Source organism: Rhizorhabdus dicambivorans, from assembly GCF_002355275.1.
Taxonomy (GTDB): Bacteria; Pseudomonadota; Alphaproteobacteria; order Sphingomonadales; family Sphingomonadaceae; genus Rhizorhabdus; species Rhizorhabdus dicambivorans.
This window is the reverse complement of record NZ_CP023449.1, coordinates 2,688,565-2,708,485: the sequence shown is the minus strand read 5'-3', so window position 1 is coordinate 2,708,485 and position 19,921 is coordinate 2,688,565. Positions and strand designations below refer to the sequence as shown.

The following is a 19,921-nucleotide window of genomic DNA, read 5'->3' as shown; positions in this document are numbered from 1 at the left end:
ACCTGCACCCGGAGCGAAGCGTAGGGCCGAAGCGCCAGCGGAGGATGGCAAAGGCCGGCGATTTTGTTTCGCGATGGAAAGGCGCGGGTTCGGGGTCCCCGCGCGGCCTGCCGCGTGGGGTGGACATGCGCCGCCGGAAAATCGTCGGCCGCAGCCATTGCTGATCCGGCACGGCTGATGGCCGATCGCCCTCTCGAAGGCCGAGGCGCGGTCTTTTTGTCGTCACTGGCGCATCGTTGCGGCATGGGGGCTGCGCGCCACCTGTCAGCCCCTTCCGGCTAAGCGGCAAGGTCCATGAAGCGTGCGACGTCCTCTGGAGCGAGCTGCACTCGAACGCCTGCCCGAAGCGCGTCGATACCGAGCCGCCGCAAATCCTCGTTGAAGTCCCCGAATGCCGGCGACAATGTAATGGCCTCGATTCCCTCGGCGTTCGCCCGTTCGATCAGCATGTCCCGCGCGCCGTCACCGGCCGGATCGTCGTCTCGGACGATATAGAGCCGCCGCAAAGTCGCCGGGAACAGGATGGCGGCCAGATGCGCTGCCGAAAGCGCCGGCGCCATCGCCATATCGGGCAGGACCTGCCGGAGCGACAGCATGGTCTCGATACCTTCGCCTGCCGCCATTACGCTGCCGGGCGCACCGATGCGGACTGCATTGCCGAGGAGATCGCCCATCGCCTTGCGTGGTGTGTCGATGGGGGCTTTGTCGGAGCCGTCAGGCGCAAGCCAGGTGCGGTGCGCGCCGGTGATCTTGCCAGCGAGGTCGGTGACGGCGGCGATCATGGCGGGCCAGGTCTCGGTCGGGCCATCGTCGGGCTTGTAGTAGCAGCGGGGGTGGAAGCGCAGGTTTCCGGTTCCGTGCAAAAGCACAATGCCGCGTCTGCGCAGATAGGTCTGCACGATGGTCCCGGTGATCGGTTGCGTCATGGCGATGAGACGGCGTGCCGCCTCGGGCGACCCCGATGGCGCTGGCGCCAGTCCGCGGCGTGATGCCGGCTCGGGTTCGGGATGCGGCAGGCTGAGGAAGGTGCGCGCCTCTTGAGCAACGTCTGCGAAGTCGATGAGGCCGAGCGATTCCCGGATGATGTCGAGAAGGTCGCCATGTTCGCCGGTGGCGGCGTCGGTCCATTTGCCCGCTGGTCCCTTCGGGGTGTCGCGCAGGCGCACGAACATGGAGCGGCCTGCGACATTGCGAGCATCGCCAACCTGCCAGTAGTTGCCCTGCCGGTGGCCGTTGGAGAGATAGTGGCGGCAGACCGCCTCGGCCTGTCGGCCGAGACTGTGTGCAAGTTCCGAAGCGTCCTGCCGAGCCATCACGCTGCCTCACGCTCGCTGATCCGCTCGACCGGATAGGTGGCGAGCAGCTTGCCGATGATGGCGGGACCAGAGGCATCGACCGGGATGAAGAAGCGCAGCTTCCAGGAGATGATCTCGCTGAAGAGGCCATATGCGCGCAGGCGATCCCGCATGGTGTCGGTGAAGCCGGACAGTTCGATCCGGTTCGCGCCCATGACGCGCGCGCGGCGAAGCTGGAGCCCGCTGGCCAGGTCGAGGATGGTGCGACCATCCACCAGAGCGGCGTAGGCATCATCGCTGCTGAGATTGGCCGTTTCCGTCGAGGCGGCATTCATGGCCCAGGCGGGCGAAACCCGCCGCCCGATGATGCGTTCGCCATCGTCGGTCTGGAGCCGATAGACGCGCGTCGACTCGTTCGGCAGGCGCTTCCACACCGGCAGCAGCAAACCGCTGACCATGTGGATGGCGCCATCGGTATAGGCCGGCACTTCGGCGACTTCACGTTGCCAGACCGCTGCAAAGCTGTCGCGAGCGGCTTCCTGCCAATGGCTGTCTTCCATCATGGCGAGGCTTGCGTGCTGCTGTTCCATCGGCCGGATCAGGCGGACGCGACGTTCGATCTCGCCGTCGTCGAGCATGATTGACGGCGCCGGCACCTGGACAGCAGCGCGTCCCGACCGCGCGTTGATGAGCAGCCGGGCATGCGGATCGTCGAGCCAACCGAGCGCCGTATCGAGCGCGGTTGGCTGGTTTCGGCGGCGCTCGGTGATGGTGAGCAGCCGCGTCTGCGCGCCCGTTGCCGGATGGGTGTAGATGGTCGTGCGCTCCGCGACGACGAAACTCTCCGCCGTCAGCGTTTCCAGCCCGACATCATAAACGCCGCTGGCGATGGCTCCGGCCACCTTGGCGTCGAGTAATTGCTCGAAGGCGGTGAAGAGGATGCCCTGAAGCTCGATGGTCAGCGCCAGCAGGCGGTTGAGGAACGTGGTGATCGGCGGCAACTCGTCCTTGATGCCGCCCTCATCGGTCAATTTCAGGCCGGTCGCGGACTCGAAGCGACCCAGCGAGCACCCCTCGACCTTGCCGCGAACGATCAGGAGATAGAGCTGCCGCAGCGCATCGCGGGCGTAGCTCGATTCCAGATTGTCCTCGGGCCGGAACAGGCCCTGGCCGCCCGTCTGGCGTTGACCGCGCGTGATCGCGCCCAGCGTATCGAGCCGGCGTGCGATCGTGGACAGGAAGCGTTTCTCGGCTTTGACGTTCGTGGCGATCGGACGGAACAGCGGCGGTTGCGCCTGGTTGGTGCGGTTGGTGCGACCCAGACCCTGGATGGCGGCGTCGGCCTTCCATCCGGGTTCGAGCAGATAATGCACGCGCAGGCGCTGGTTCTTCGCTGACAGTTCGGCGTGATAGCTGCGGCCGGTGCCGCCGGCGTCGCTGAACACGAGAATGCGCTTCAGGTCGTCCATGAACGCAGCCGTCTCGGCAAGGTTGGCGGATGGCGCGCGGTTTTCGACGGCGAAGCGTTCGCCTTTGCGGACGATGCGCCGGGAGCGGCCCGTCACCTCGGAGACCATATCTGTGCCGAAGCGCTGCACGATCTGATCGAGCGCCCCCGGAACGGGAGGCAAAGACGCAAGACGTTCGATCAAATCGTCACGGCGCGCGACAGCTTCGCGGCTCTCGACGGGGTGGCCGTCGCGATAGACCGGGCGCGAGGACAGATTGCCCTCGCCATCCGTGAACGGCTCGTAGAGCTGGACCGGAAAGGAATGGGCCAGATAGTCCAGAACATATTCGCGCGGCGTGATGTCGACGCGAATATCGTTCCATTCCTCGGTTGGAACTTCCGCCAGCCGGCGCTCCATCAGCGCTTCGCCGGTCGAGACGATCTGGACGACAGCGGCGTGGCCATCATCCAGGTCACGTTCGATGGACCGAATCAGCGTGGGCGTTTTCATCGACGTGAGCAGATGGCCGAAGAAACGCTGCTTGGCGGACTCGAAGGCCGAGCGGGCGGCGGACTTGGCCTGGCGGTTCAGTGTGGCTCCCCCGCTATCTGGGCTGCCGGTGATGTTGGCCGCCTGCATCGCGGCGTCGAGATGATTGTGGATGACGGCGAAGGCGCTGGCGTAGGCATCGTAGATACGCCGCTGCTCGTCGGTCAGGGCGTGCTCGATCAGCTCATATTCGACGCCATCGTAGGAGAGCGAACGGGCGGTATAGAGGCCCAGCGCACGCAGATCGCGGGCGAGCACTTCCATGGCCGCGACACCGCCGTCCTCGATCGCCTCGACAAATTCGGCGCGGCTGGCGAAGGGGAAATCCTCACCGCCCCACAGGCCGAGCCGCTGGGCATAGGCGAGATTGTGGACGGTGGTCGCGCCGGTAGCCGACACATAGACGACGCGCGCGTTGGCCAGGGCGTGCTGAAGCCGAAGGCCCGCGCGTCCCTGCTGCGAGGCGGCAACGTCGCCGCGTTCTCCCTTGCCGCCTGCGGCATTGGCCATGGCGTGGCTCTCGTCGAAAATGATCACTCCATCGAAATCGGAGCCCAACCATTCGACGATCTGCCGGACGCGGGAAACCTTCTCACCGCGGTCGTCGGACCGTAGCGTGGCATAGGTTGCAAACAGGACGCCTTCCGACAGCGTGATCGGCCGCCCTTGCGGGAAGCGCGACACCGGCGTGACCAGCAGGCGCTCCATGCCGAGCGCGGACCAATCGCGCTGCGCGTCCTCGATCAGCTTGTCGGATTTGGAGATCCAGACTGCCTTGCGGCGACCGCGCAGCCAGTTGTCGAGGATGATGCCGGCAGATTGACGACCTTTGCCGGCCCCGGTGCCGTCGCCGAGCATGAAGCCGCGCCGGAAGCGCACGGCGTTTTCGGCATCGGGCGTGGCCGCCTGCACGAGATCGCAGGTCGCATCGACGGTCCAGGAGCCGGTGAGGAAGTCCGAATGGGCTTCGCCGGCATAGATGACGGTTTCGAGCTGGGCGTCCGACAGGAGATCGGTGATGTTCGCGGGCAGCATCGGCCGATAGGCGGGCTTGGGCGGTGCAACGCTCGCCATGGCCGCCGACTGCACGAGCTTGGTGGGGTGCGCCTGAGAACTGGCGATACGGATCGACTGCAATCCGTATTCTTCATAGATCGCATCCGTGAGGTGGGCGCCTTCTGGCGGCGTCCAGTCCATCGTGTCGTAGGTGAGTTCAACGCCCTGCGGGTCCATGGTCGAGCGTGCGGCCGGACGCTCCGTGGCGGTGCGCGCGAGATAACCCCGCACGGTGCGCGGCGCCGAACCCGACACGGGCGGCGCGATGTCGGGCAGAGCGACCGGCAGGCGCGGTGGAATCTGCGCTTCGATCCATGCGAGCAGCGTAGCGACGTCGGGCGCGAGGCCAGCGGACAGGGGAAACGCGGCCGGGTCTTCGGCCGGCAGCTTGTCGATGACGGTGAGCCGCGTTTCGATGCTCGTGCCATGCTTGACATAGACCGAGCCGTGGATCACCGCGGTGAAGACGACGCGGCCACGCTCCTGAAGCCGAACGAAGGTGTCGCGCCAGGCCGGTTGCTCGGGGCCGAAGTTCGCGCCGGTGATCGTCACCAGACGCCCGCCATCGGCAAGCCGCGCCAGGGCCGAAGCAACATGACGCGCAGCAGCGTCGGCGACCCGACCGGAGACGTTCGCCATCACCGAAAAGGGCGGGTTCATCACGATGACGGAAGGGACGGCGCACGCCGGAAGGTGGTCGTCGATCTGGGCGGCGTCACACCGCGTGACGGCAAGGGCTGGAAAGAGCTGGCCAAGTAGATCGGCGCGGGTTTCCGCCAGTTCGTTGAGGAGCAGCGAGCTGCCGCTGATCTCGGCGAGGATGGCGAGAAGACCCGTGCCTGCCGACGGCTCCAGCACAATGTCGTGCGGTGTGATCGCGGCGGCCGCGATAGCGGCGAGGCCGAGCGGGACCGGCGTTGAGAATTGCTGAAGCGCCTGGGCTTCCTCGGAGCGACGGGTGTGCGTCGGCAGAAGGCCGGTGATTTTCGACAGGGCGGAAAGCCGTGCAGCCGGAGTGCCGGCTTTACGGAAAAGCGCACGTCCGTATTTGCGCAGGAACAGGACGGTCGCGCCTTCACAGGCTTCGTAGGCCGTCTTCCAGTCCCAGGCACCGCTCGTGTCGGAAGCCTCGAAGGCCGCTTCCATGGCGACACGGAGATTGGCGTTGTCGATCCGCTGGCCGCGTTCGAGCAGGGTGAGAAGCTGATGGGCGGCGGCGATGATGGCGGACGCGCGGGCAACGGGCGCAGCCGGACCGGCTACGGGGGACATGATGTTCATGGATCGGAACCTCGGGAGAGCGGGAACGGGAAGCCCGGACGGCGCTCTCTCTCGACCGCCCGGACTCAAACCCGTCCCGGCTGCCCTCTCACTCTCGAACACGTCGCTGCCGACATGAAAAAAGCGCCTCGGCCGAGCGGCAGAGGCGCTTTGAGGGGTCAGGCCCAGTGTCCGTCGGCGATCTCGCGGGCGACGAGCCTACGCGCCTTGCGGATCAGGTCATCGCCGCTGGTGTCGGTGTGCCCGAAGAACCGGGCGCGCGCGCCGTTCGCGGTCCAATCGGCATAGGCGCAATATTCGCGAGCCTCGGCCCGGAAGGCCCGCATGTCGCTGGCCCAATGGGGCTTGGGCTCCACGACGACGGTGATGCCGTCTCTGGTTTCCAGCCAGGGAAGCGAGCGCTCTGCGGGCGGTCGCTCACGATCGGCGGCGAAGATGGCGTCGATGTCCATCATGGCGCTTCTCCGGGCGTGCCCGGATGCATGAAGCCGCCAGGATCGCCGGGGTCGGGCGGCAGATAGGCGTCATAGGGATTGCCGTCGGCGAGGTGGCCGAAGGGCGTGAAGACGAAATCACCATCGTCTCGTCCCACCGCACAGATGACGTAACGCGGAGCGCCGGTCACGGCATCGAGGCATTCCATGAGCGCAAGGTTGCCGTCACCGGCAGCGCGCAGCAGTGTCTGAAAATTGCTCTGGGCATAGGAAGGGATGCTCATAGCGGGCCTCCCTCGTCGGAGAGGGTCTGGTCGAGCCAGCCATCGGTGTAGATCCAGTCCAGAGTCTCCCCGGTGGCGAGATCGAGGACATGCGCACCGCCGCCGAAGCCGTCGAGCCGGGGCTTCGAGCAGGTGTTGGCATATTGGAAACCCCAGCGGCCGCTCAGGCCGAACTCCGCGGCGCAGCGCTTCACGAACTGGATCAGGCGCTCGGGATCGCCGGTGACGTCGTCGCGCATCCAGAGCTGCGTGCCGCCATGCTCGGGCTGGATCGAGAGGAGGAAGCCGTCGGAAGGCGGTTCTTCCGATGCGCCGGCCTCCGAGAGGCGGTTGTAGAGGTCGAGCGCGCGAGCGGCTTTCTCGGGCGTGCCGACATCGAGCAGGCACGAGAAATGGGTGAAATAGTCGGCCATGACAGGCTCCTGAAACGAGAATGCCCGGCCCGCACGGCACAGCCGTTCAGGCTGTCGAGCGTGGGACCGGGCGGTGTGGAAGATCGGGGTGAGATGCGCGGGACGAACGGCGCCGCCCCGCGCGATCCGCGCTATTCGGCGGCGACGGCGTGCTGGACTTCATCCTCGTCGGTGTCTTCGTCCTCGCCGTCCTCGGTGAGGAATTCCGGCAAGGCGGTGTCTTCGCCGGTATCGGCCTGATCCTCGGGACCAGACTGATCGCCATCGATGGGCACCAGGCGCAGCGGTTCGGGCAGCCAGCCGCTGTCGGCCAGAAGGCGCTCGGCTTCCTTGGCCATGTCGCCCTTCTTCATGTGGTCGATGAGCTGCGCGGCCCGCTCTCCGGCGCCTTCACGCACGGCTTCGAGAATGCGGGGCTTGGTCACGCGGCCGAGATAGTTGCCGACCGTGGGCTTCCAGCCTGCGGCCACCATGTCCATGCCCGTAGCCCGCGCGAGCCGGTCGGCCTGCGCCAGACGCACGTCGAGGCCATGTTGGCTGACGCCCGAGCCGGAATAGGGGTTCGGACGCTCGAATAGCGCATTGACGCCGTAGCTGACGCAAAGCGCCAGCAGCTCCTGGCGCGTGCCGTCATCGAGATCGGTCAGCCATGCCCAGAGCGCCTGATCGTCAGCGGGGATGTGATCCCCCCAGCGTTCGTGGCGATCGTTGACCGCCTGCGCTGATGGGCTGTCCTTCAATTCCTCGGACTGGGCCGAGAAGAAGGTGTGGCGGACATTAGCCTCGAGGCAACCGGACGGGTTGGTGTGGATGAAGGTGTCACTCAGAAGCTTGTGCAGCAACATGGTCATGGCGACGTGCGGATGTTCCGCCAGCGCGTTGCGCAGCGCCAGGGTGCGATGGGCGGTCAGCTCGATCACGAGACGCTCGGGCAAGGGCTTGATGCCGTCTTCTTCATCATCCTCGGGCTCGGCGCGCTTGCCGCCGATGGTGATGACCGCGCGTTGGACGGCCGGCGTATCGGGCTGGTCGCTCCCGGACGCCTCGCCATCGGGCTCGGCCTGGGGCTCATCCTCGGCGCGGACATAACCGCGGTCGATCGACAGCGAGCCGTCGGCGTCGAGGCTGACGAAGGCGCCGGCGATTTCGATGTCGGCCTGATCGTAGCTGACCGAACGGTTCTCGAAGGCCTCCAGGGCCTGCTCGATCTCGCCGAGACGTTGATCGATCACGTCGGGCAGCTCGTCGGCCTCGGAATATTCCGCTTCGATCCGGTCAGATTCCTCGCGCAGCGCTTCGCGGGTCGCACGCTCCTCGTCGGTCAGATCGACGGTGACGCCGGAGAGTTCACGCAGGCCATGGTCGTGGCCATAGGGGAAGCTCACCGCGACCTCGATCCACTTCCAGCCTTCTTCGGCGATCTGAACGGCGGTGGCTTTCAGCTTCTCCGCCACCATACGGTCGAGCAGGACGGGGTCTTGCAGCCAGCCGCCGTCGTCGGACTGGAACAGATCGCGCAGCACGACGCCGCCTGCGGCCTCATAAGCCTCGATGCCGATGAAGACGGCCCGTTTGTCCGAGGCGCGTACCGCGGTCTCGGTCAGCATCCGCCGGATCTGATAGGGCTCCTTCTGCCAGCTATCCTTGATCGCGTCCCAGACCTGCTCCTGACGGGCATGGTCGGGGCTGACGGTGAAGGCCATGAGCTGTTCGAGCGTCATGCCGTCATCGGCATAGATTTCGAGCAGGGTCGGCGAGACGGAGGTTAGGCGCAGGCGCTGCTTCACCACGGTGACGCTGACGAAGAAGGCAGCGGCGATGGCCTCCTCGGCCATGCCCTTGTCGCGCATGGCCTGAAAGGCGCGGAACTGGTCGAGCGGATGGAGCGGTGCGCGTTCCATGTTCTCGACCAGCGATACTTCGTCGACGAGGATGTCGCTGTTGGCGTCGCCGATGACGCAGGGCACCGTCGCCGTCTTGGCCAAACGCTTCTGCTTCACGAGCAGTTCGAGTGCGCGATAGCGGCGACCGCCGGCAGGCACTTCGAACATTCCGGTCTCCGCGCCATCGGCGTCAAGGACGGGACGGACATGGAGGCTCTGGATGAGGCCGCGCCGGGCGATGGACTCGGCCATTTCCTCGATTGAGACGCCGGCCTTGACGCGGCGGACGTTGGACTGGCTCAGCACCAGCTTGTTGAAGGGGATGTCGCGCGCCGACGACAGGGTGATCTTCTGGATGGCACTCGCCATGTTCGTTACTCCGCGACGGGCGGCCGGGAGACTCTCTCTCGACCTCCAACCCGTCACGAAGCGAAGCGCCGCCCTCTCACTCTAAGAAGGGCAGCGCCGCAGAAGCGGAAAGGCGTGAAGCCGGAGACCCGCTTTCCCGCCTTTCCGGAATTCATATTCGATCACGCCGCCTGCCGTTCGTCGCCGGCCATGGTGTCGTCCGGGCCGAGATCGGCGTCGGGCAGGAAGCCGAGCAGCCAATCGGCCGCCTTGCTCGCCTGAGAGGCGGCGCGGACGATGGCGCGATTGTCCTCGCGCAGGACCTCCAGCCAGGCGCCGATATAATCAGCGTGGCGGACGGTCGGCTCGATGCCGAGGGACGCGCAGCAGAAAGCGGCGTTGATCTCGGCGACATATCCTGACAGTCCAGCCAAAAACGGCGGTTGGAAGGTGAAATCCATCGGTGCCTCCAGCACTGCCCAAAACCCCATGGCCTCCCCCGAGGCGGGGGTGGGCGGCGAGAGCGACCGGAGAGGCCCGCCGAAGCGGCGGGCTGCACCCGCAGGGGCGAAATGCAATGGAGCAGTCCGGCGCAGCCGGACTTGCAGCGCGCCGTGGCGGGCCTAGAAGGGAGCGCCGACCACTCCCGCCTTGAGGGAGGCCCGACGAACAGCGCCGCCGCGCCAGCGGCGACCGCTGGGTGCGGGCGAAGCCCGTGCCGATCGCCTATGCGACTGGGCGGCCGATCCCGAGAGAGAGCGGCCGCCCAGGTCTTCTATCGTTGATGATCGCGAACGCGCCGCGCAGGATTATGCAGGCAACGACCGCTCATACCAGGGCCGCGTCTTCTTCACGAGCGCGACGACCGAGAGCATCACCGGCACCTCGACCAGCACGCCGACGACGGTGGCGAGCGCCGCGCCCGATCCGATGCCGAACAGGCTGATCGCCGCGGCGACGGCGAGTTCGAAGAAGTTGGACGCGCCGATCAGCGCGGCGGGCGCGGCGACGCACCAGGCGACGCCGAAGCGGCGGCTCAGCCAATAAGCGAGCCCGGCATTGAAATAGACCTGGATGAGGATCGGCACGGCGATGAGCGCGATGACCAGCGGATGCGCGATGATCGCCTCGCCCTGGAAACCGAACAACAGCACCAGCGTGGTGAGCAGCGCGATCAGCGATACGGGGCCGAGCGCTGCCAGCAGGCGATCGAGCGCCGGCTGTCCGCCAGAGGCCAGCAGCGCGCGACGGACAAGCTGCGCGGCGATTACCGGCACGACGATGTAGAGCAGCACCGAGATGAGCAAAGTGTCCCACGGCACCGTGATCGACGCGACCCCGAGCAGCAGCGCGACGATCGGCGCGAAGGCGAACACCATGATGACGTCGTTCAAGGCGACCTGGCTCAGCGTGTAATTAGGCTCGCCCTCGCACAGGTTGGACCAGACGAACACCATCGCCGTGCAAGGCGCGGCGGCGAGCAGGATGAGGCCGGCAATATAGGAGCCGATCTCGGCCTCGGGCAGCCAGGGGCGGAACAGATAGCCGAGGAAGAAGGTGCCGAGCAGCGCCATCGAGAAGGGCTTCACCGCCCAGTTGATGAAAAGCGTGACACCGACGCCCTTCCAGTGCCGCCTGACTGATCCCAGCGCGCCCAGGTCGATCTTGAGCAGCATCGGCACGATCATCAGCCATATCAGCACCGCGACGACGATGTTGACGTTCGCGATCTCGGCCGCGGCGACGCGCGCGAACAAGCCGGGCAGCGCATAGCCGAGCGCGATGCCGACGACGATGCAGGCCGCGACCCAGAGGCTGAGATAGCGTTCGAAGGTGCCGATCGCGGGCTTCGCCGCCGCGGCGGCATCGCTCACGCGGCGTCCCCGCGCCGGTTGCTCGCGCCTTCGCCCTGACCGATCTCGCGGACATGTGCCCTCAATGCCATCACGTCGAGCTGGTCGAACGGCAGCGCCATGAACAGCTTGATGCGGTTCTCGAGATAGCGCAGCGCTGTCACGAAGGCGCGCTCGCGCTCGATGTCGTTGCCCTCGACATGGCTCGGATCTTCGATGCCCCAATGGGCGGTCATCGGATGGCCGGGCCAGACCGGACACGTCTCGCCCGCCGCATCGTCGCAAACGGTGAACACGAAATCCATCACCGGCGCGTCCGGCACGGAGAACTCTTCCCAGCTCTTCGAGTGAAGGCCTTCGGTCGGGTAACCGATGCGCTCCAGCAGCCTCAGCGCGTCGGGGTTGACCGCGCCCTTGGGGAAGCTGCCTGCGGAATAGCCGCGGAACCGGCCTTCGCCGAGCTTGTTCAGTGCGCTCTCGGCGAGGATCGAGCGGGCCGAGTTACCCGTGCAGAGGAACAGGACATTGAAAACACGGTCGGTCATTGAACGGCTCCGGGTTGGCAGCAGGCGGCCCTGGTGACCACGTCGGCGAGCGGAGCACAGATCTCCGGGGCGCCGCCGCAGCAATCCTCCATCAGGAAGCCGAGCAGGTCGGTCATGCGGGCATAATCAGCGGTGTAGATGATCGACCGGCCCTCGCGCCGCGACGACACGAGCCCGGCGTGGCCGAGGATGTTGAGGTTGCCCGAGAGCGTCTGCGGGACATGGCCCGTCGCGCGCGCGATATCGCCCGAGGCCATGCCCTCGGCGCCGGCGCGGACCAGCAGGCGAAAGACCTCGAGGCGGCCCGGATGCGCGAGCGCCGAGAGCGAGGCGACGGCAGCGTTCGCGTCCATCAGCAGCACGCCTGCTTTGGCGCGGGCGCATCGGCGGGGCCGCAGCAGGCCGCGGCGGGCTCGGGCAGCACCTCGTCCTCGCCGTAGCTGGTCGCCTCACCGAAGGTGAAGAAGGTCTCCCAGCGCACGCCGGCGGGATCGCGGACCCAGCTCTTGTCCGACTGCGCGTAGCAGCAGGTGGTCGCTTCCTGATCGAACGTCTCCGCCCCGGCGGCCTTGAGGCGACCGGCGAGCGCGCCGAGCTCATCGGCGCTGTCGACCTGGATGCCGATATGGTCGATGCCGGCCGCGCGCGCGCGCTCGGAGATCGCGAAGTTGACCTTGGGATCGTCGAGCATCCACTTGGCGTAGTCGTCCTTCACGACGACGGGCGCGGCGCCGAACAGCGTCTCGTAGAACTGGATCGACGCGCCGAGATCGGGCACGCTGACGTGCAGATGGATGCGCTTCATGGAATGGCTCCTGATAACGACTCGATGACACTACGAGTATATCCGTAATATCATCGAGTCAATGAGCACGACGCTCATGGCTGCTGGGCGTGCATCCAGTCAGCGGCGGCCTGCGCCTTGCTGGCTGCGGTGAAGATCGCCCGCGGCTCATCCTTCAGGAGTTGGAGCCAGGAAGCGATATAGGCGGCGTGGTCGGGCCGCGGCTCGTGGGCGATCCCGAGATCGGCGAGCAGGAACGAGGCGGTCAGCTCGGCGGTCGCTTCCTCCATCGCGAGCGCGTGCCTGGTCCACTTGGCGCTGAAATCCCGGTCGAGCCGATGGGCTGCGCCACTGGCATGAGCGGCCTCGTGAATACGGGTGGCATAGAAGCCGTGAGCGTCGTGGAAGGCGCTGAAATCCGGCATGTGGATGCGGTCTTCGGCGATGTGATAATAGGCGCTGGCCGAGCCGTAGACAGTATCGATGCCGAGGGCGGCGATGAAGGCTTCGGCGGCGGCGAGGCGTTCGCTCTCGGGCAGGTCCGGCCCCGGTTTGGGCGCATAGCCATCGACCTGATCGGCGTTGAACAGGCCGAACGCCTTGGCGAAAAGCCGTCGATGGTCGTCATCGTCGCTGGCGTCGTCGCCCTTCGCGTGAAACTCCTTCCAGAGGACACCGAGGCTGGCGTGCTCACCCTTGCGGACCTGCGCGCCGAGCGCCTGCCACTGGCGATAGGTGCCCCAGACCCCGCTCGCATAGCCGCTGCCATAGGCGGCCGCCCAGAGCGAGACCGTATTTATGCCGCGATAGGGCTTGCCGCTGGCGACGTTGGTCGGGCGGGTGACGTCGGCGCCGGAATGATGCCATGGCATGCGCCAGGTGCCGGTGCCGGCTTCGATGGCGTCGACGATCGCTTGCGTGACGCGAGCATAGACGTCTGAGCGTTGTGAGGCTGACATGATCTGTTCTCCGTTCTCGCGCCGGGGACCATCCCCGGCGGCGGAGGCCCGTTCGCGCCGGGCACAGGGGGGCTCGCGCACCCGTCAGGGCCGCAGCGAAGCGAAGGACGGCGAAGCCGTTGCGCGGGCGCGCCGACCGGCGCAGGACTCCGCCAACAACCGGGGTGGTCTACGGCGCGGGAGGGTCGATCCCGGCAATCACCACGCTCAGGCGATCCAGCTCGCGCTGGAGAGCCTGACGCTGGAGATCGGAGATGCGCCGTTCGCGTAAGTGCGCCCTGGCATCGGCCGCCGCGCGTTCCCAGGCCGGCCTGTGGCGGGCGGTGATGCAGGCGTTGGGACAGCGGGTCGGCTCGCACAGGGCAGTGAGCGGCCCTGCCGGATCGGGGGTCGTCACGCGCTTGAGGCAGAGCGCGGTCGCGGGATCGAAGAAGCAATCCGCGAGCGGGCCGACATGGAAGGTGCGCGCGACGCTGGCGAGCATGACGCGCAGGCGGGCGCGATCGGCGATCATGGCGGGCAAAGGCCCTTGTCTGACGGCGGCATCGTCGAGCGTCCGCGCGATGCGCGGTCCCGCCGGTCCACCGAGCGATGCGCCGCCCTGACGCCGGTCGAAATAGTCCAGCAGATCGTCAATCTGACCGAGCCGACGCTGCGCCTCGACCTCGGCGCGAAACCCTGATGCGCTGGTCCCGGCATAGCCTTCGAACGCGGCGACCGAGGCGTGCTTGTACTGGATCATGCCGGCGATGGTGCCGAACGGACGGTTGGCGATGTGCCACGCGATCGTGCGCCGGAACTGCCGCGTCGTGATGCGCCACGGCTTGCCATCGGGTCCGGGCGGGATGACCGGCTCATCGGGGGTGCCGAAGGCGCTGTTGAGGTGGTCGCGGAAGGTGTTGAGCTGGCGGACCACCTCGCTCGACAGATGCGTCTTGGAGACGGCGCTCGCGCGCAGCACCGGCCAGAGCGTATCGCTGCCGCTGGCGCGCGCCGGCCCTGCCGACAGGCGTTCGAGCACCATGATCGCGGCGGCGACCGGCTCGATCGTCACCCAGCTCGCCGCCTCGCCCACCGCCGCCCGGCGCTTGTAGATGGTCGACCGGATGCGATGGCGCTCGATCAGGCCGTCCTCGCTGCGCGCGATAGAGAGACACCCGCGCCGCATCGCCTGCACCTCGCAGTCGCGCATGCCGGTCAGGTAGGCGCACACGATATAGGCAGCGGCTTGAAGCATCCGTTCCTCGTGTGCGAGAGTCTTCGCATCGAAGCGCTCGCGCCACGGCCGACCGCTGTCAGGATCGATCGTGATCGGCGTGTCCATGCCGCCGACCTCTACCCCCAGCTCGGCCGCCACTGCGTCGATCAACCTCGCTTCACCGCCTGTCAGCAGAAGATGCGCGCCAGGCTCGGCCTGCACGTCGATCCCGACATGGAGATGCAGGAGATGTGCGTTGATCGGTGGGGTCACTGCGCCGGTGTTGGGGTCGACGCGCAGCTTGCCGTTATGAGCGGTGCCCCAGATCGGCGCGCCGCGCCCCTCGCGGCGTCGGCGGCCGAAATAGGCCTTCAGGCGGGTGCGGCGACGTTGCCGGCGATCAGGGTCTGGAAGGCCGGCATCGGCGGCGGCAAGGCGATCCCGGCGCACTTCGAGCCGCGCAAGCTCGCGGCGGGCGGCGAGGATATCGTCCGCGAATATGGTGACGTAGCGCAACGACCAGGCGAGTAGCGCGGCGATGACCTCTTCCGGGAAGCGCGGCGTGCGGTTCTCCCGGACATGGCGGTAGCCCGCAACGCGGGCGGGCGCCTGTCCGGCCCAAGGCTCGAATGCAAGGCCTCCGCTATCGAGGTGGTCGCGATAGTAATAGAGATCTGAGACCACTTCGAGGAGGTGGCCGACGATGACGGGTCGTCGGGCAGGATCGTCACGGAGATGACGGGCATAGGCATCGAGCAATGGCTGATCGATACGGGAAACGTCGAGCCGTCCGAGCCGCTCGCGGGCGAAGGCGAAGAACCGGCGGGCACGGTTGAATGCCTGGCGGATACAGGCGGGTGGTAACTTCGTCCGATAGCCGGGGAGATCGGCGTTGAGGCGGGCGTAGAGATAGGCGCGCATCGCCGCCTGCACATCGGCATGTTCGAGCACGTGGAAATGCACGGTGACGTGGCAGCGCCGGGCGTTCTCGCGGAAGACGGCGGGACCGAGATCCCAGCTCGGGTCGCCGACGCGCGATAGCGCCTCGCGGGTATGGCCTTCCTTGAGTGGCGCGCTCGCCAGCACGGGGCGATCGTCGAAAGCGGGCGCCTGGGCATGAACGGGCATGGTCATGCGCGGACCTCCGGCGGCAGATAAAGCCGTTCGCCCTCCATCTGCCGGCGCGCATCGGTGATGACGGCATCGGAGAAGGCCGGCAGGACCTGGGCGGTGATGCGGGCATGGACGCGGCCGAACTTGGCCGCCCAGTCGGTCGCGGGCAGGCTCAGCCGCTGCTCTTCGACGAAGGCGAGGAAGGCGAGGATCGCGGGGAGCTTGCGCACGGTGATGACGGCGTTGGGGCAATCAAGGCAGCCCCAGAAGGGCTGCGCGCAGGGTGATCCGGCCTCGGCGAAGGGACTGTTGTGGAAGCCCGCGCAGGCTGCGAGCCAGACATCCTGTTCGCCGTCGAGCAACGGACCCACGGTATCGGGCGGCATCAGCGGCGCGGCCTGTTCGGGTGCTTCGCGCAACGTCTGCTCGGCGGTGGGCGGAAGCACGGTCGGCATCGCGGCGGCGACCGCCGCGCGGAAGGCGTCGGCGACGGCCGTCTCGTGCACGGGCCGGAGCGACGGCAGATCGGCATAGTGGCGCGCCGCCACCTCGCGCGAGTGGCCGACCGCGAAGCGGGTCATGTGCCCCTCGGTCTTGGTGTACCACAGCGCCTTGTGGGTCTTGCGGAGCCGCGAGAGCAGCAAGTGGAGCGGCTCGCCGTCGTCATCGACAATAGCGTGCTGAGCTACCCAGGCATCGATCCGTTCCGTCGGGTGGCGGATGCCTACCCGCAGGCCGCCAGCGTTGTGATAAACCCAAAGACGATCGTCGTTCAGATGCTTGCGGGCAATCGCCGTGACCTCAATCAGGCGACGAATCAGACCACCAGGCGTGCCCCCACCGCCATCTCGCACGCGCATGCTCTTGTGCTCGGCGCCGCAGGCGCGGCGCTTGAGATAGCGCAGCTCCACCGTGCCGGCATGGGGGTTGGTGAGACAATCTGTGGTCAGCGTCTTCAGGCACTCGGGCTCGAGGCCGGTATCGAGCGTGAGCAGCACGAGCAGCGCCGGCAGATCGCGCGCAAGCGGGTGATGGCGGCCATGCAGATCATCGATGAGCGTGCTGATCGGCAATCCGCGCCGCATGCGCATGAAATAGAGGCTCTTCAGCGCCGGGTGGTCTGCAACGATAAAGCCCTGCCGCGCGATGATCGCTTCGACGTCGGCCCGCGCTCTGGCGATGACCGGGTCGCCCTCATCGGTGCGGTCGTCGGCACCGAGACGGCGGAACATCGCTTCGACGTCGGTCCTCGCGGCGTCGCGCAACGCGCGGGCGACGAAGGGGCTATAAGCATCGCGTGGGGTCGAGCGGCCCGCCGATGTGGCCAGCGTGTAGCGCAGCCGCTCATGCAGGTCGGGCGCGATCCGATCGGGCCGGTCTGCCTCGATCGCGCGCAATGTGTTGACGATCTTGCCGACCGATATGTGCCGGTGGATCGCGCCCATCCCGCGCTGTTCGAGCGCGGAGGCGAACCCATCGATATGGACTGCACGCAGGTCGTTGACGCCGGTCACCCCCGGCGCACCATCACCAAGCCAGGCGAAGAAGTGACGATAGACCTGCACATACTGCTTGATGACGCTGGCCGCACCAATCGGTCCCCCGAGCGCAGCCGATCGACGCAGCGCGCCGGCGAAGGCGATAGCGAGCGGACGGGGATCGAGTGCGGCCATATCGACCAGGACCGTTCCGCCATGCCGCGCCTCGATGGTGAACTTGAGGCCGAGCACCGGATCGGGCTTCTGTGGCTCCGGCGTGATCGGCGCGAAGGCGACAGGCCGGCCCTTGCGGGGATGGCCGCTCATGCGCCCTGCGGTCCCGGCAGCAGCGCAAGCAGCTCCTCGACGGCCGCGTCCACCGTATCGGCGCGCGTCGCGATATGGTCGAGGTAGATATAGGTGGTGGTGAGGCTGGCGTGGCCAAGCAGGCGTTGCACCTGCTGCAGCGGGTCGCCGAGGATCAGCCGATAGCTCTCCAGCGGTCCGACCGGCAATGCCGCTTCGCGCAACCGCTGCTGGATCAGCAAGGCGAGCATATGGACTGCGAATGTGTGGCGAAGCTGGTGCGGGTTGATCGACAGCGGGAAGCCGTTCTCCGCGCACCGGTTGCAGGCGCGGGTGAAGATCACCTCCCACGAGTTGGGCCGAACAGGCTGCCCTACCTCGGTCAGCCACAGCGCCGCCGGCTCGCGGGGCGATCCATCCTCGTCGTACAGGATCAGGCGGCATCGTTCCTCCGGGGTGCAGATATCGCGCATGCGGTCGAGACCGGCGCGGGTGACAGGGATCGATCGTTCGAGCTTGGTCGCGCCGTCTCGCGCGGCGAACTTGGCCACGCCCGCTGCGCGCTCGACGGCGACGTAAGCGGCAATCTGACGAAGCAGCCGACGCGGGAGCAGGACGCTGCGTCCCCGGTCGCCCTTGGTCAGCGGTGGCGGGAGAGGCAGCCAAAGTTGTTGGGCATCGCCGTCCTCGCGGTCGATCGCCGCGAGCTCGGCGGCGAGCAGGCCCGACGCCTCTTCGAGGCGCAGGCCGGTGGTGACGAGAAGATCGGCAAACAGCGCGTTGCGCAGCCCGTTCCGGTCGCGCGCGCCGGGGCGCTCGGTGCCGTCAGGGGTAAGGCCGCGCAGGCCGACCTCGCGGAAAATACGGTAGTCGTCCATCGTGACGAACCGCACATCTGATCGCCTGGCAACACGTTCATAGGCGTCATTGCGCGCCGCGATCATGCCGCGACGGCCACCATGCGCCGGTCGCCACACGGCGCGGCGGCTGAACGGCGCGTCGGTGATCAGCCCGTGCTGCTCACCCCATCGGTAAAGGCGATCGAGACTGGCGACGGCGCGGTGAGAACACCGGGAATAAAAGGGGCCACGGATCGGCCAGTCTCACCGGATTAAAAAGGGGCCAGTCCTGCTAGACCTCCGTTTTTGGGCGGAGGTGGAGGATGAAGAGAGTGGAGCTTTATCAGAAGGTCCGCCGCGCCGTGCTGATTGACGGGATGAGCCGTCGCGCTGCCGCCCGGTATTTTGGGATCAATCGCAAGACCGTCGACAAGATGCTGTGCTTTCCAGAGCCAGCAGCGCACGGCCGGAGCGGGCAAACCTACAGCCGCAAGCTGTCCGGATTTACCGACATCATTGACCAAATCCTGGTGGATGACCGCAAGGTTCACATCAAACAGCGACACACTGCCGCGCGTATTTTCGAGCGTCTGCGCGATGAACATGGCTTCACCGGCGGCATCACCATTGTTCGCGACTATGTGGCGGGCGCCAAGTTGCGCAGCCGCGAGGTGTTCATACCATTGAGCCACAAGCCGGGGCATGCGCAGGTGGATTTTGGTGAGGCGGACGGGATCATCGACGGCAAGTTGGTGCGGTTCCACTATTTCTGCATGGACCTGCCGCACAGCGATGCGCCGTTCGTTAAAGCCTATCCTGCCGAGGTGGCTGAGGCATTTTGCGAAGGGCACGTGGCGGCCTTTGCCTTCTTCGGCGGCATCCCGCAGTCGATCCTGTATGACAACACCAAGCTGGCAGTGGCGCAGATCCTGGGCGACGGGAAGCGCGAGCGCAGCCGGATGTTCTCGACCCTCCAGAGCCATTACCTGTTCGAAGACAAATTCGGGCGCCCCGGCAAGGGTAACGACAAGGGCAAGGTCGAGGGGCTGGTCGGTTATTCCCGGCGCCACTTCATGGTGCCGAGGCCAGAGGCGCCCAGCTTTGATGCGCTGAACGCGCGCTTTGTCGAACAATGCATGGAGCGACGACAGGCCATCTTGCGCGGGCATGAGCGCAGCATCGGTGACAGGCTGGTGGCTGATCTGGCGGCCTTTATGCCGCTACCGGCGGTGCCGTTCGATCCCTGCCATATGGTGACGGGGCGGGCCTCGTCGATGTCGCTGGTGCGCTATCGTACCAATGATTATTCGGTGCCGACGGCCTATGCCCACCAGGAGGTCGTAATCAAAGGCTATGTCGATCGGGTTGCGATCATCTGTGGCGGGGAGCTGATCGCAGTGCATCCGCGCAGCTATGAGCGGGAGGACTTCATTGCCAACCCGCTGCACTATCTGGCGCTGTTAGAACAGAAACCCCGCGCGCTTGATCAGGCAGCGCCGCTCGATGGCTGGGTGCTGGCTGAACCGATGCATCGCATCCGACGACTGATGGAGGCGCGCAGCGGCAAAGAGGGACGGCGCGAGTTCATCCAGGTGCTGCGGCTATGCGAACGCTTCGAGCAGTCCCTGGTGGAATGGGCAGTGGCCCGCGCGCTGGAGATGGGGGCAATCAGCTTCGATGCGATCAAGATGATCGCGCTGGCCCGCCTCGAACAGCGTGTGCCGCGCCTCGATCTGCAATTTTACCCGCATTTGCCGCGCGCGAATGTCGGGCGTACCGATCCGCGCACCTACATGGGCCTGCTCTCGCAGGCAGGCACTCCAGCGACGGGAGTGGCAGCATGAGTGATCCC

14 protein-coding genes and 2 pseudogenes are annotated in these 19,921 nt (G+C 66.7%); 1 reads left to right on the top strand and 15 read right to left on the bottom strand.

Going from position 1 to position 19,921, the window contains the following annotated elements; translation table 11 throughout:
• Positions 1 to 278: 278 nt before the first annotated feature.
• The 15 genes and pseudogenes from CMV14_RS12795 to CMV14_RS12725 all read right to left on the bottom strand — a co-directional run.
• Positions 279 to 1,313, bottom strand: a complete 1,035-nt coding sequence (locus tag CMV14_RS12795) for a DUF7146 domain-containing protein (protein WP_066970150.1) — start codon at positions 1,311 to 1,313, stop codon at positions 279 to 281.
• Positions 1,313 to 5,632, bottom strand: a complete 4,320-nt coding sequence (locus CMV14_RS12790) for a strawberry notch family protein (protein ID WP_096367741.1) — start codon at positions 5,630 to 5,632, stop codon at positions 1,313 to 1,315. The genes CMV14_RS12795 and CMV14_RS12790 overlap by 1 nt, the downstream gene beginning before the upstream one ends.
• Positions 5,633 to 5,790: 158 nt before the next feature.
• Entirely contained in the window at positions 5,791 to 6,087 is a 297-nt protein-coding gene (locus CMV14_RS12785; RefSeq protein WP_066970147.1) for a hypothetical protein, read from the bottom strand.
• Entirely contained in the window at positions 6,084 to 6,350 is a 267-nt protein-coding gene (locus CMV14_RS12780) for a DUF6117 family protein (RefSeq protein ID WP_066970143.1), read from the bottom strand. The genes CMV14_RS12785 and CMV14_RS12780 overlap by 4 nt, the downstream gene beginning before the upstream one ends.
• Positions 6,347 to 6,763 carry a hypothetical protein gene (locus CMV14_RS12775; RefSeq protein ID WP_066970140.1) on the bottom strand — a complete coding sequence of 139 codons (417 nt, stop codon included), beginning with the start codon at positions 6,761 to 6,763 and terminating at the stop codon, positions 6,347 to 6,349. Before CMV14_RS12775 ends, CMV14_RS12780 begins: the two co-directional genes overlap by 4 nt.
• A gap of 131 nt (positions 6,764 to 6,894) precedes the next feature.
• Entirely contained in the window at positions 6,895 to 9,015 is a 2,121-nt protein-coding gene (locus CMV14_RS12770; RefSeq protein ID WP_066970139.1) for a ParB/RepB/Spo0J family partition protein, read from the bottom strand.
• Between the two features lie 161 nt (positions 9,016 to 9,176).
• Positions 9,177 to 9,407 (bottom strand): annotated as a pseudogene (locus tag CMV14_RS12765) (zincin-like metallopeptidase domain-containing protein); the annotation flags it as partial.
• 396 nt (positions 9,408 to 9,803) lie between these two features.
• A complete protein-coding gene (gene arsB / locus CMV14_RS12760; RefSeq protein ID WP_066970392.1) occupies positions 9,804 to 10,868 on the bottom strand; it encodes an ACR3 family arsenite efflux transporter in 1,065 nt (354 codons plus the stop codon).
• A complete protein-coding gene (locus CMV14_RS12755) occupies positions 10,865 to 11,392 on the bottom strand; it encodes an arsenate reductase ArsC (protein ID WP_096367739.1) in 528 nt (175 codons plus the stop codon). The genes arsB and CMV14_RS12755 overlap by 4 nt, the downstream gene beginning before the upstream one ends.
• Complete coding sequence (locus tag CMV14_RS12750) at positions 11,389 to 11,745, bottom strand: ArsR/SmtB family transcription factor (RefSeq protein WP_066970295.1); 357 nt, start codon at positions 11,743 to 11,745, stop codon at positions 11,389 to 11,391. Before CMV14_RS12750 ends, CMV14_RS12755 begins: the two co-directional genes overlap by 4 nt.
• On the bottom strand, positions 11,745 to 12,197 hold the full coding sequence (locus tag CMV14_RS12745; protein WP_066970291.1) for an ArsI/CadI family heavy metal resistance metalloenzyme: 453 nt from the start codon (positions 12,195 to 12,197) through the stop codon (positions 11,745 to 11,747). The genes CMV14_RS12750 and CMV14_RS12745 overlap by 1 nt, the downstream gene beginning before the upstream one ends.
• Before the next feature lie 74 nt (positions 12,198 to 12,271).
• Entirely contained in the window at positions 12,272 to 13,135 is an 864-nt protein-coding gene (locus CMV14_RS12740; protein WP_066970288.1) for an ArdC family protein, read from the bottom strand.
• Positions 13,136 to 13,304: 169 nt separating this feature from the next.
• A complete protein-coding gene (locus CMV14_RS12735) occupies positions 13,305 to 15,467 on the bottom strand; it encodes an integrase (protein WP_066970285.1) in 2,163 nt (720 codons plus the stop codon).
• Entirely contained in the window at positions 15,464 to 17,251 is a 1,788-nt protein-coding gene (locus CMV14_RS12730; protein WP_066970282.1) for a hypothetical protein, read from the bottom strand. Before CMV14_RS12730 ends, CMV14_RS12735 begins: the two co-directional genes overlap by 4 nt.
• Positions 17,248 to 18,294, bottom strand: a pseudogene (locus CMV14_RS12725) (tyrosine-type recombinase/integrase); the annotation flags it as partial. The pseudogene CMV14_RS12725 and the gene CMV14_RS12730, both read right to left, overlap by 4 nt.
• A 98-nt stretch (positions 18,295 to 18,392) precedes the next feature.
• On the opposite strand from CMV14_RS12725, the gene istA reads away from it, so the two are divergent.
• Positions 18,393 to 19,913 (top strand): IS21 family transposase, encoded by a 1,521-nt coding sequence (gene istA / locus CMV14_RS12720; protein WP_096367681.1) that lies wholly within the window; start codon positions 18,393 to 18,395, stop codon positions 19,911 to 19,913.
• Positions 19,914 to 19,921 lie beyond the last annotated feature (8 nt).